The organism is Mesorhizobium sp. M3A.F.Ca.ET.080.04.2.1 (genome assembly GCF_003952525.1).
Lineage (GTDB): Bacteria > Pseudomonadota > Alphaproteobacteria > Rhizobiales > Rhizobiaceae > Mesorhizobium.
The window spans coordinates 1,601,913-1,613,870 of sequence record NZ_CP034451.1 but is presented as its reverse complement, the minus strand read 5'-3'; the positions used below and the strand labels follow the sequence as shown (position 1 = coordinate 1,613,870).

Here is an 11,958-nt window from a genome sequence, read left to right as displayed (position 1 = left end):
GACTTATAACGTCTCGGGCTTTATTTGGTTTGATTTGCTTCCGCCCGGTCGAAAAAGCCGGCAATCTCGCTTGGGAGACTGCCGGTCTCCAGGAAAGGCGCATGCCCCTGGCCTTCAACCGTGATTGTCTCCATGCCGGAATGGCGCCTCTGCATTTCCTTGAGTGTTGCGGCAGACAGAAGCTTGGAGTTGGCGCCGCGAATCGCTAGCAGCGGCACGGCGGCGAGCGCGTCGAACTGCGCCCACAGATCCGGCAGCGGCTTTTCGAAATCGATGCCGGCCAGCGTGTCGACCAGTGTCGAGTCGAAATCCGGCAATAGCCCGGCTTCTGTATCGCGGTAGATGGCGGCCACCATACGCGACCAGTCCGCGTCGGAGAGGGCAGGAAAGCCGGCGCCGTGCACGCGCCGCTGCGTGTCCACGGCTTCGGCAAAAGTCTTCGGCTTCGGCGTCCGGTCGAGATAGGAGCGGATATGGCAGAGGCCCTCGATCTCGATCACCGGGCCGATATCGTTGATCACGATGGCCTTCAGCACCGCCGGCTTCAGTGCGCCAAGCACATGGATGATGAGTCCGCCGCGGGAGGTACCGACAAAGGCGGCTTCATCGATGTTGAGCGCCGAAAGTCCAGCCAGCACGTCGCCGGCCTCTACGCCGACATTGTAGTGGCCGATATCCGGATCATAGGCGGACAGACCGCGTCCGCGGTAGTCAAACGCAATGACCTTGCGCGGCCTCGCAGCTTCCCGGGACAGGAAGAGCGCCAACTCGTGAAAGTCGCGGGCATTGCGGGTCAGACCAGGCAGGCAGACCACCGGCCAGGCATCGGTATTCGCCTCGCCGTAGATTCGGGCATGGAGCCTCAACCCATCGGGCGCGGCATAGAAGAAGTCGGAGAAACCCTGGTCGCTGGCCGTATGCACTTCGATTCCTCGCCACTGTCGGATTATCGTCGACAGCTACAGATGTGGGCAGGAATGGGCAAGCGGCCCCAGGCGCTGGCGGGCTGCGCCCCCTCTGTCATGCCGGACATCTCCCTCACAAGGGGGAGATCGGCCGTCGTATCGCCTTTCGCCAATCTCCAACGCTGCAGGACGAGCGCAAGACCGAAGCTGCCAATCTTCCCACCTGTGGGGGAGATGTCCGGCAGGACAGAGGGGGGCGCGAAGGATCTCGACCTGAAACGACTCGCGCAGGCCGCTCAGCTCCGTCCGTTCACGAGGTCGCCGACGATGTCGTACTTCCCCGAGATACGCATCTTGTAGACTTCGTAATTCTCCATCACGCGCTGCACGTAGCTTCTTGTTTCCGTGTAGGGAATCCTTTCGATCCAGTCGACCACGGCATCGACGTCCTTGCCGCGCGGATCACCATATTTGGCCACCCACTGCGCCGCGCGGTTGGGGCCGGCATTGTAGCCGGCGAAGGTCAGCACATAGGAGCCGTTGAAGCGGTCGAGCTGCTCCCCCAGGAAAGCTGAGCCGAGCGTCGCATTATAGCCGGCATCGGTCGTGAGCCGCGCCGGCGAGAAGCTCATGCCGGCCTTCTTCGCCAGTTGCTTCGCGGTGCCCGGCATCAGCTGCAGCAGGCCGCGCGCTCCGGCGCTGGAAATCGCGCCGACATTGAATTCGCTCTCCTGGCGAGCAATGGCATAGGCCAGCGCCTTGCCGGAGCCGGAAATGTTTGCCGAATCGGGAATGACGCCCAGCGGATGCGACAGCGCGCCGACATCGATGCCGCGAGCGCCGGCGATCTTGCCGACCTTCAGCGCGATAAAATGATTGCCCTGCTTCTCCGCCAGCACCGCCAGCAGCGCCAGCTCGCCCGGACTGGTCAATTGCCCGGCGAGGTCGCGGTAGAGCGTCTCGGCATAGCGGTCGTAACCCGACTCCTGCAGCCTTTTTATCGCCTTGACCGCCTCGCGGCCTTCAAAACTCAGGCGGTCGGCGTCACTCGGCTTGGGATAGGCGATGTTGAGCGTTCTCAAGCCGACGCGCTCGCCGGCGAGCTGGCCGTAGAAGGTCGTGCCGTAAGCTGCGGCCCGCATGAAATAATCCTTGGCGCTGCCCGGACCGCCGACCTCAGCGGCGCGACCGAGCCAGTAATAGGCGCGCGACAGCGACACCGGCCCCTGGGCGAGTTCTGCGATACGCCCGAAATGCGCGGCCGCGGCAGCCGGATCGTTGAGGCCGCGCAACGCATACCAGCCGGCATGGAACTCGGCCTCGGCGGCGCTGGCCGGGGTGTCGGCTGCGTGCATCGAGACAATCTTGTAGGCGGTCTTGATGTCGCCCTGGTCGACCAGGGCGCGTGAGAGAACGCGGCGCTCGACCCACCAGGCATCGGGGTCGACGAGCGCATCCCGGTCGCTTGGAGCCTTCATTACGAGTGCGGCTGCATCGGCGAATTTTCGCTGCTTGCGCAGATATTGAGCCTGGGCGAAGAAATAGCCGGCGGAACGCTGCGCCGCCGGCACCGCCGTGAGCAACTTGGCCGCATTCTTGTCGCCCCTTCCGGCCGCCGCCCAGGCGTCCGCCAGTTGCTGCGCTCCGGCAAGGGCGGCGATCCGCAAGGCCGAGTTCGGCCGGTCGGCATAGAACATGCGCTCCATGCGATAGCGATGGTCGGCTGTCGGGATCAGCGCGCCGAACTCCTTGATGATGGCGGCTTCGTCCTTGGCGTCCAGTGTTTCGGTGCGCCAGAATGGCGCCAGCACCGCCCGTGCCGCCGCGGCGTTGCCGAGCGCCACCTGCGAGCGCGCCAGAATCACCACGCCTTCCGGAGTCAGCGGCTGGCTGCGGCCGAAGGCCTGCACCACCACTTGCGGCGGCGGGTTTTCGCGATAGAGCGCGCGCTCGCTGTTTTTGCGCAGCGCGATCGTCCCCGGCCATCCAGGCAGCATCTTGGCTGCGTCGGCGATCTCACCGCTCGGCACCTGGTCGCCGCCGTAGAGCGCGATCGCCCAAGCCAGTATGTGCCGGTCGAGCGACGCGGCGGGCAGCGTGTCGCGCGCGTTGCGCGCGGCGGCAATGTTGTTGGCGGCGAGCGCGTCCAGCCCGCTCTTCAGTTGCGCGATGCTGGCCGAAGGGTGATCGGGCTGCGCCTGGTCGGGCACTTGCCCCGCGCCGGGCGCAGGGATCGCCGCCGCCACATGCATCTCGGCGCTGCCGCCGATCGCTATCCCCGGCATCAGCGCAGCGGCCGCACCAAGAAGCGCGAAAAGATGAGCCCGCCCTGTCGGCATTCTCCAAACCCCAGCACATCGCCAGCAGGCACAGGCGCCATCATGGGCCGATCAAGAGCCTAAACTCAAGCCGTGAAAGGCTCGCAGACAAAAGCTTATCGAGGCCGTTCGAAATGCGCCCGCTGGCCTTATGGCAATGCTTGCCGCTGAACCATGTCGAGACTATGGTGCGCGGCTTCGCTTTCGGTTAGAAGGCGCGCAATTAGACCCGAGAACCTGTTTCGAAACTCGCTCTGCCGCCAGAGCGGTTTCGAGCCAAGTTCGAAGAAGTTCCAAGGAGTTGGACAAAATGCTGAGAGGCTCGCTGACCGCGCTCGTCACACCGTTCGAAAAGAACGGGCGTTTCGACGAGAAAGCCTTTCGCGCTTTCATCGAGTGGCAACTGGCCGAAGGCACCACGGGCCTCGTCCCGGTCGGCACCACCGGTGAGTCGCCGACGCTGTCGCATGACGAGCACCGCCAGGTGATCAAGCTCTGCATCGAGGTGGCCAAGGGCCGTGCCCCGGTCGTTGCCGGTGCCGGCTCCAACAACACCGAGGAAGCGGTTGGCCTGGTGAAATTTGCCGAGGAGGCCGGCGCCGATGCCGCGCTCGTCGTCACGCCCTATTACAACAGGCCGACCCAGCGCGGCCTCTACGAGCATTTCGCTGCCGTCGCCCGGGCGACCAAGCTGCCGATCATCATCTACAACATCCCGCCGCGTTCGGTGATCGACATGATGCCCGACACGATGGGCAGGCTCGCGCATGACTTCAAGAACATCGTCGGCGTCAAGGATGCCACCGGCAAGGTCGAGCGTGTTTCAGAACAGCGCGCCACCTGCGGCAAGGATTTCATCCAGCTCTCCGGCGAGGATGCCTCAGCGCTCGGCTTCAACGCGCATGGCGGCGTCGGCTGCATCTCGGTGACCTCGAATGTCGCACCGCGCCTCTGCGCCGAATTCCAGGAGGCGACGCTTTCGGGCGACGGCGCCAAGGCGCTCGACCTGCAGGATCGGCTCTTACCGCTGCACAAGGCGATCTTCGTCGAACCGGGCCTGTGCGGCGCCAAATACGCACTGTCGAAGCTGGGCAAGGTCGAGAATGTCGTGCGCTCTCCGCTGGTGACGATCGAGGCTTCGACGGCCGAAAAGATCGATCAGGCGATGAAGCATGCCGGCTTGATAAATTAGGGGCGAAGCGCCACCTCTCCGTCTCATGAATCAAGTCAAGAAAGCCGACCCCAACAACAGGACGGTCGCCGAAAACCGCAAGGCGCGCTTTTCCTACGAGGTGCTCGACACGATCGAGACCGGCCTGGTGCTGACCGGCACCGAGGTCAAGTCGCTGCGCCAGGGCCAGGCCAACATCCAGGAATCCTACGCCTCGGCCGAAGGCGGCGAGATCTGGCTGATCAATTCCTATCTGCCGGAATATCTCCAGGCCAACCGTTTCAACCACGAACCGCGTCGGCGCCGCAAGCTGCTGGTCAGCAAGCGCGAGATGGCAAAGCTCTCGCAAAGCGTCGAGCGCGAAGGCATGACGCTGGTGCCGCTGAAGATCTATTTCAACGATCGCGGCCGCGCCAAGCTGCTGCTTGCGATCGCGCGCGGCAAGAAGCTGCACGACAAACGTGAGACTGAAAAGCAGCGCGACTGGTCGCGCGAGAAGGGCCGGCTGCTCAAACAGCGCGGGTGAGGAATCTCGGCCGGCAGCCTGAAAAAAGCCAACAGTCTGGATTCCATTTCGCCATCGATGAGCGGCAAGGGGATGGTCTTGAAGAAACGGATTGTTCTCTGGACCCTGGCCAGCCTGGTTTTGGCCGCCCTCGTTGGGGCAGGCGGCCTCATCTATTTTCACACCTTCTCTCCTGATCGCGACCGGTTCCCAGTCAGGGGCATCGACATCTCCCACCACCAGGGCCGGATCGACTGGCGGCGTGTCGCCGCCGACGATGTCGCTTTCGCCGTCATCAAGGCCACCGAAGGCGGCGACCAGGTCGACGATGCCTTTGCGACCAACCTGCGCGAGGCGCGCGCCGCCGGGCTGGCGGTCGGCGCCTATCATTTCTTCACCTTCTGCCGGCCGGGCGCCGACCAGGCGAAGAATTTCATCTCGGCGGTGCCGCGCGGCGAGCCGCTGCTGCCGCCAGTGGTCGACATCGAGTTCGGCGGCAACTGCCTGCAACGTCCGTCGCCGGAACAGCTCAATGTCGAACTCCAGGCGTTCCTCGCTCCGGTCGAGGCGGCCTTCGGCAAGCCGGCAATCGTCTATCTGACCGATGATGCCGCGGTTGCCTATGCCAGCCACATCGCCAAGCGGCCGCTGTGGCTGCGCTCATTGCTTCTGCAGCCAGGCTGCGATGACTGGATCTACTGGCAGTATCACAACCGGGGCCGGATCGACGGAATCAGCGGCGATGTCGATCTCAATGTCCTGCAGGGCGGGCGCGAGACATTGGCTGAGCTGTTTGCCTCGGCACCCGCCTCCTAGGAAGCCGAATGTACTCTTCGCGTATGTCCCTGAAGCATATGCTAAAGTAAGGCATATTCGAGGGGTTCATGCAGCCATTGCCAGGGGATATTCCCGCTCGGCAGAAAGCCTCCGTGGGCCCGGGACTTGCAATTGCCTTTGTGGTTCTGGTCTTTCTTGGCAGTATCCTTGCCGCCATCCGGTTCTAATTGTTTCCATCTCGCGCGAGAGCCCGACCGTGCCGACCATTCGTCCCGCCACGCAGGCCGACTTAGATTCGATCTGGTCCATTCTCGAGCCCGTCTTGCGGGCCGGGGAAACCTACGCGCTGCCTCGCGACTGGAGCCGCGACCAAGCGATCGCCTACTGGTTTGCCGACGGCAACGAGGTGTTCGTGTCCGACGACGCCGGCGACGTGGCTGGATGCTACTACCTCCATGCCAATCAGCGCGGCGGCGGCGCGCATGTCGCCAATTGCGGTTATGTCACATCGGCTGCCTTCACGGGACGCGGCATTGCCACGGCCATGTGTGAGGATTCCTTGCGACGGGCCGCCGAACTTGGCTTTCGAGCCATGCAGTTCAACTTCGTCGTCAGCAGCAACGAACGCGCGGTGAAACTTTGGCAGCGGCTTGGCTTTGCCATTGTCGGGACCATTCCAGAGGCGTTTCAGCATCCCCGGCTAGGCTTCGTCGACGCCTATGTGATGCACCGGATGCTCTGAGAGCCGGCAGGATTCAGGCTGGTCGGAAGGGAATGCCAGCCGTTCCTGCCATGACACACGACGCGGACTAAAGCGGGTCGCGCTGAAACGAGTTCAGGCGACGCGCCTTAGGGTTTTGTTTTTATGCATGTCGTTGTCTCAGAACCGCGCACACTTCTGAGCGACATGCATTAGAGGCCATCGCCTTGGTTTTCCAAGAACGCCGCAATCTCCTGGAAGACATTGACGAACATGGCTTCCGTCAGCACGCCCGTATTGGTGTTGTAGCGCGAGCAGTGATAGCTGGAAAACAGCGCCATCCCACCGACCTCCTGTCTCCCGGCATGCCGGAACGGATAGGCCGCCACCCTTTCACCCAGTGCCCGCACCGTCGACTGATGCGCGATCGAACCCAAGGTCAGGATGGCGCGCAGGTTGGGGAAACGCGTGATGGTCGGCTGGAGGAATGTGCGACAGGTGGCGATCTCGGCGCCGACCGGCTTGTTCTCCGGCGGCACGCAGCGAACGGCATTGGTGATCGCCGTGCCGACCAACTCCAGCCCGTCATCGGGTCTCGCCTTGAATTCGCCGCGCGCGAAGCCTTGCGCGATCAGCGTGCCGTAGAGCAGATCGCCGGCATAGTCGCCGGTGAAAGGCCGCCCCGTCCGATTGGCGCCGCGCAGGCCGGGCGCCAGCCCGACGATCAAAAGCCGCACCGAGGCCTCACCCTGCGGCGGCAGGAAGGTCGGCACCGGCGCATTGAACCAACCGGGCTCGCGCTGGCGCCACGCGGCGATGAAATCATGCAGCCGCGGACAAAGCGGGCAGTCGCGACTGGGTTCGGGCGAGGGCGCGGCGCTCAAGGCCGCTCTCAATAATCGTCCTCGTCGACTTCGGCCGGCTCGGGCCGGCGTACCGGCCGCTCCGACGGGTCGCGGCCGACCTCGCTCTTCAGCGTCATCAGGTCGATGAAATGGTCGGCCTGGCGGCGCAGATCGTCCGAGATCATCGGCGGCTGCGAGGCCATCGTCGAGATGATCGACACCTTGCGGCCGCGCCGCTGCAGCGCCTCGACCAGCGTGCGGAAGTCGCCGTCGCCGGAGAAGATGACATAGTGGTCGACGACGTCGGCGAGCTCGAGCGCATCGACGGTGAGCTCGATGTCCATGTTGCCCTTGATCTTGCGACGGCCTGTGGAGTCGGTGAACTCCTTGGCGGGCTTGGTCACCACTTTGAAGCCGTTATAGTCGAGCCAGTCGATCAGCGGGCGGATCGAGGAATATTCCTGGTCCTCGACAAGCGCGGTGTAATAGTAGGCCCTGAGCAGATAGCCGCGCTTCTGGAAGCTCGCCAGCAGCTTGCGGTAGTCGATGTCGAAGCCGAGTGCCCGAGAGGTGGCGTAAAGATTGGCGCCGTCGATGAAAAGAGCGATCTTTTCACGGGGGTCGAACATTGAAAAATATCCCTTTTCAAAAATATTTGTCGTCGAAATCCGCCTGACGGGCAGGCCCGATAATGGTCCCATTTTGCCGTCCCATTCGAGATAGCGCCAGATTTGCGGATATCCAAGGGCGCGGGTGCCGATTGCAAGCAATTGTGATCGCCATTATGTGAGCGCCGGGGCGGGGCGATGCCCGCACGTCGCGCCGGGCAAAGCTTCGTGCCTCGGCCGTCCTCGCCATAAAGCTTGTATTTCGACGGCGTCCGGGTTATGGAGCGCGCCTGTTTTCCACCAAATCCATCGCATGAAAGGGGCAGTCCATGGCCCGCGTAACCGTTGAAGATTGCATCGACAAGGTCGACAACCGTTTCGAGCTCGTGCTGCTCGCCGGCCACCGCGCCCGCCAGATCAGCCAGGGCGCGCAGATCACCGTTCCTCGCGACAATGACAAGAATCCGGTCATTGCGCTGCGCGAGATCGCCGAGGAGACGCTGGCGCCCGACGACCTCAAGGAAGACCTGATCCACTCACTGCAGAAGCATGTCGAGGTCGACGAGCCGGAGGCCGAAGGCGAGGCGATCGCCGATCAGACCGGTGCTGCTGCAGCCGCCGCCGACACCGACGATGCCGAAGACAACATCGCCTTCGACCGCATGAGCGAGGAAGACCTTCTCGCCGGCATCGAAGGCCTGGTGCCGCCGGAAAAGAGCGACGACTACTAAGCGCGTTCGGAACTCGCCCGGATCGGGAATCCGGCACTTCCGTATCGGCAGTTTCGTGGCTATCTATGACATGCGCCGCATAGCCTGCGGCGCATGATTCATTTCAGCACCGCGAGATCCCGCCCATGATGCGTCAGTATGAGCTTGTCGAGCGCGTGCAGCGCTACAAGCCTGACGTCAACGAGGCGCTGCTCAACAAGGCCTATGTCTACGCCATGCAGAAGCATGGCCATCAGAAGCGCGCCTCGGGCGACCCCTATTTCTCGCATCCGCTGGAAGTCGCGGCCATTCTCACCGAGATGCACATGGACGAGGCGACCATCGCCGTCGCCCTGCTGCACGACACCATCGAGGACACCACCGCGACGCGGGCCGAGATCGACGAGCTGTTCGGTCCGGAAATGGGCAAGCTGGTCGAGGGCCTGACCAAGCTGAAGAAGCTCGACCTCGTCTCCAAGAAGGCCGAGCAGGCGGAGAACCTGCGCAAGCTGCTGCTGGCGATCTCCGAGGACATTCGCGTTCTCCTGGTCAAGCTCGCCGACCGTCTGCACAACATGCGCACGCTCGACCATATGCCCGAGTCCAAACGCCTGCGCATTGCCGAGGAGACGATGGACATCTATGCGCCGCTCGCCGGGCGCATGGGCATGCAGGGCATGCGCGAGGAACTGGAGGAGATCGCCTTCCGCTATATCAATCCGGAGGCCTATCGCGCCGTCACCGCGCGGCTCGCCGAGATCTTCGAGCGCAACAAGGGCGTGCTGGAGGAGATCGAGAAGGCGCTGTCGGCGCTTTTCGAGAAACACGCGATCAAGGCCAGCGTCAAAAGCCGACAGAAGAAGCCATGGTCGGTGTTCCGCAAGATGGAGGCCAAGGCGCTCTCCTTCGAACAGCTCTCCGACATTTTCGGCTTCCGCGTCGTCGTCGACGAACTCGAGGATTGCTATCGCGCGCTCGGCGCCATCCACACCACCTGGTCGATGGTGCCCGGCCGCTTCAAGGACTATATCTCGACGCCGAAGCAGAACGATTACCGTTCGATCCACACCACCATCGTCGGCCCGTCGCGGCAGCGCGTCGAGCTGCAGATCCGTACCCGCGAGATGAACAAGATCGCCGAATACGGCGTTGCCGCGCATTCGATCTATAAGGACAGCGGCGGCAAGGTGAACGGCGCCATGCACTCGATCTCCAAGGAGACCAACGCCTACGCCTGGCTGCGGCGCACCATCGAGCAACTGGCCGAAGGCGACAATCCGGAGGATTTCCTCGAGAACACCAAGTTGGAACTGTTCCAGGACCAGGTGTTCTGCTTCACCCCCAAGGGCATGCTGATCGCGCTGCCGCGCGGCGCCACCCCGATCGACTTCGCCTATGCCGTCCACACCGATGTCGGCGACACCTGCGTCGGCGCCAAGGTCAATGGCCGCATCATGCCTTTGATGACGGAGTTGAAGAACGGCGACGAGGTCGAGATCATCCGCTCCAAGGCGCAGGTGCCGCCGGCCGCCTGGGAATCGGTCGTCGTCACCGGCAAGGCGCGCTCGGCTATCCGCCGCGCCACCAAGAATGCCATCCGCAAGCAATATTCCGGGCTCGGTGCCCGCATCCTCGAGCGCGCCTTCGAGCGTGCCGGCAAGACCTTCACCAAGGAAAGCCTGAAGCCGGTGCTGCACCGGCTGGCGCGCAAGGACATCGAGGACGTGCTGGCCTCCGTCGGTCGCGGCGAGCTCGGCTCGACCGACGTCATGAAGGCGGTGTTCCCGGACTACAAGGACGAGCGCGTCACCGTCGCGGCGCCCAAGCAGCGCGAAGAGGGCTGGTCCAAGATCCGCAACGCCGCCGGCATGCTGTTCCAGATGCCGGGCCGCGCGTCCCGCAAGGACAAGAACCAGCCGCGCGACGACGCCGTGCCGATCCGCGGCGTGCGCGGCGACCTGCCGGTGCGCTTCGCGCCGGAAGGCGCAGTGCCCGGCGACCGCATCGTCGGCATCATCCAGCCGGGGACGGGCATCACCATCTATCCGATCCAGTCGCCGGCGCTGCAGGCCTTCGACGACCAGCCCGAGCGCTGGATCGACGTGCGCTGGGACATCGACGAGCGCACCAAGGAGCGCTTTCCGGCGCGCGTCTCGGTCACCGCCATCAACGCGCCGGGCTCTCTGGCCGACATCGCCCAGGTTGTCGCGGCGAACGACGCCAACATCCATACGCTGTCGATGGTCCGCACCGCGCCGGATTTCACCGAGATGCTGATCGACCTCGAGGTCTGGGATCTGAAGCATCTCAACCGGCTGCTGTCGCAGCTGAAGGACAATTCGAGCGTCAGCGACGCGAGGCGCGTCAATGGATGAATAGTGAATAGTGAATAGTGAATAGTGAATAGTGAATAGTGAATAGTGAATAGTGAATAGTGAATAGTGAATAGTGAATAGTGAATAGTGAATAGTGAATAGAAGGTGTTCTCATTACCATTCACCATTCACCATTCACCACTCGCCAAGGGCATGGAGCGAACAATGAACACCGACGAAGTGCTGGGCATCTTCCGCGAAGCCGGCGCCGTGCTGGAAGGGCACTTCATCCTGACCTCGGGATTGCGCAGTCCGATCTTCCTGCAGAAGGCGCGCGTTTTCATGCATGCCGACAAGACCGAGCGTCTGTGCAAGGCGCTGGCCGAGAAAATCCGCAAGGCGGTGCCGGGCAGGATCGACTACGTCGTCGGCCCGGCGATCGGCGGCCTGATCCCGGCCTACGAGACCTCGCGCCATCTCGGTGCGCCGGCGATCTGGGTCGAGCGGGAAGGGGGCGAGTTCAGGCTGCGCCGCTTCGAGATCGACAAGGGGTCGCGCGTCGTCATCGTCGAGGACATTGTCACAACGGGCCTCTCGATCCGCGAGACTATAGACTGCCTGCGCGAGCTCGGCGCCGAGGTGGCGGCGGCTGCCTGCATCATCGACCGCTCCGCCGGCAAGACCGATGTCGGCGTGCCATTGGTCGCGCTCGCCGAATATGAGGTGCCGGCCTATCCGCCGGACCGCCTGCCGCCGGAGCTAGCGGCCCTCCCGGCCGTCAAGCCCGGCAGCCGCAACATCTGAGGCCGCTAGACTAAAGCCTGTCAGGAAGACTGCCGAAGCCTGCGCGTCTTCGTCATCCTGCGACGGAGCAAGGAGCGAAGCGGCGCGCGCAGCCCCCAGGATCTGGGGAGACTTCCACGCCGGTCCAATGGCGATCATTGGCAATCCTCCCGGACCTTTTCCTCAGTTTTGCCAGAATGCCGATATTGTTACCGCTGCGGCAGACCATCGCGGCACCGTTTCGTTGTCGCGTGGCGGCGCTGTCCCTATATCAGACGTTATTGCCATTCTGCGCCCTCGAAGCGCAATATATGTCGGTGC

General features: G+C 63.3%; 11 protein-coding genes. 7 read left to right on the top strand and 4 right to left on the bottom strand.

From position 1 onward, the window contains the following. Window positions 1-20: 20 nt before the first annotated feature. Together EJ074_RS07990 and EJ074_RS07980 are read right to left on the bottom strand one after the other, a co-directional pair. Window positions 21-923 carry an alpha/beta hydrolase gene (locus tag EJ074_RS07990; protein ID WP_129552926.1) on the bottom strand — a complete coding sequence of 301 codons (903 nt, stop codon included), beginning with the start codon at window positions 921-923 and terminating at the stop codon, window positions 21-23. 278 nt (window positions 924-1,201) lie between these two features. Then, window positions 1,202-3,244: a lytic transglycosylase domain-containing protein gene (locus EJ074_RS07980; RefSeq protein WP_129552925.1), complete on the bottom strand. Its 2,043-nt coding sequence runs from the start codon at window positions 3,242-3,244 to the stop codon at window positions 1,202-1,204. 289 nt (window positions 3,245-3,533) lie between these two features. On the opposite strand from EJ074_RS07980, the gene dapA reads away from it, so the two are divergent. From dapA to EJ074_RS30145, 4 genes are all read left to right on the top strand, one after another. Next, the gene (gene dapA / locus EJ074_RS07975; RefSeq protein ID WP_129552924.1) at window positions 3,534-4,415 is read left to right on the top strand and encodes a 4-hydroxy-tetrahydrodipicolinate synthase; all 882 of its coding nucleotides are present in this window, start codon (window positions 3,534-3,536) and stop codon (window positions 4,413-4,415) included. A 25-nt stretch (window positions 4,416-4,440) separates the two neighbouring features. Next, window positions 4,441-4,920: an SsrA-binding protein SmpB gene (gene smpB, locus EJ074_RS07970; protein WP_095805718.1), complete on the top strand. Its 480-nt coding sequence runs from the start codon at window positions 4,441-4,443 to the stop codon at window positions 4,918-4,920. 78 nt (window positions 4,921-4,998) lie between these two features. Further along, complete coding sequence (locus EJ074_RS07965) at window positions 4,999-5,715, top strand: GH25 family lysozyme (protein ID WP_129552923.1); 717 nt, start codon at window positions 4,999-5,001, stop codon at window positions 5,713-5,715. A gap of 217 nt (window positions 5,716-5,932) precedes the next feature. Further along, a complete protein-coding gene (locus tag EJ074_RS30145) occupies window positions 5,933-6,418 on the top strand; it encodes an N-acetyltransferase (RefSeq protein WP_245454805.1) in 486 nt (161 codons plus the stop codon). Window positions 6,419-6,588: 170 nt separating this feature from the next. On the opposite strand, the gene EJ074_RS07955 is transcribed toward EJ074_RS30145, so the two are convergent. Then, window positions 6,589-7,260, bottom strand: a complete 672-nt coding sequence (locus tag EJ074_RS07955) for a uracil-DNA glycosylase (protein ID WP_129552922.1) — start codon at window positions 7,258-7,260, stop codon at window positions 6,589-6,591. An 8-nt stretch (window positions 7,261-7,268) separates the two neighbouring features. After that, window positions 7,269-7,850, bottom strand: coding sequence for an NYN domain-containing protein (locus tag EJ074_RS07950; RefSeq protein ID WP_095805721.1), 582 nt, complete (start codon window positions 7,848-7,850; stop codon window positions 7,269-7,271). Between the two features lie 308 nt (window positions 7,851-8,158). Between EJ074_RS07950 and rpoZ the strand changes: the two genes are divergently transcribed. The 3 genes from rpoZ to pyrE all read left to right on the top strand — a co-directional run bounded on the left by rpoZ (window position 8,159) and on the right by pyrE (window position 11,658). After that, the gene (gene rpoZ / locus EJ074_RS07945) at window positions 8,159-8,560 is read left to right on the top strand and encodes a DNA-directed RNA polymerase subunit omega (RefSeq protein ID WP_095805722.1); all 402 of its coding nucleotides are present in this window, start codon (window positions 8,159-8,161) and stop codon (window positions 8,558-8,560) included. 125 nt (window positions 8,561-8,685) lie between these two features. After that, entirely contained in the window at window positions 8,686-10,914 is a 2,229-nt protein-coding gene (locus tag EJ074_RS07940) for a bifunctional (p)ppGpp synthetase/guanosine-3',5'-bis(diphosphate) 3'-pyrophosphohydrolase (RefSeq protein ID WP_095805723.1), read from the top strand. A 165-nt stretch (window positions 10,915-11,079) separates the two neighbouring features. Next, window positions 11,080-11,658, top strand: coding sequence for an orotate phosphoribosyltransferase (gene pyrE / locus EJ074_RS07935; protein ID WP_129552921.1), 579 nt, complete (start codon window positions 11,080-11,082; stop codon window positions 11,656-11,658). The last annotated feature ends 300 nt before the right edge of the window (window positions 11,659-11,958 follow it).

What these genes read in the sequence shown, in the direction of transcription:
- EJ074_RS07980 (WP_129552925.1), bottom strand. Translation starts at nt 3,244, where the DNA reads ATGCCGACAGGGCGGGCTCATCTTTTCGCGCTTCTTGGTGCGGCCGCT.
- dapA (WP_129552924.1), top strand. Translation starts at nt 3,534, where the DNA reads ATGCTGAGAGGCTCGCTGACCGCGCTCGTCACACCGTTCGAAAAGAAC.
- smpB (WP_095805718.1), top strand. Translation starts at nt 4,441, where the DNA reads ATGAATCAAGTCAAGAAAGCCGACCCCAACAACAGGACGGTCGCCGAA.
- EJ074_RS07950 (WP_095805721.1), bottom strand. Translation starts at nt 7,850, where the DNA reads ATGTTCGACCCCCGTGAAAAGATCGCTCTTTTCATCGACGGCGCCAAT.
- rpoZ (WP_095805722.1), top strand. Translation starts at nt 8,159, where the DNA reads ATGGCCCGCGTAACCGTTGAAGATTGCATCGACAAGGTCGACAACCGT.
- EJ074_RS07940 (WP_095805723.1), top strand. Translation starts at nt 8,686, where the DNA reads ATGATGCGTCAGTATGAGCTTGTCGAGCGCGTGCAGCGCTACAAGCCT.
- pyrE (WP_129552921.1), top strand. Translation starts at nt 11,080, where the DNA reads ATGAACACCGACGAAGTGCTGGGCATCTTCCGCGAAGCCGGCGCCGTG.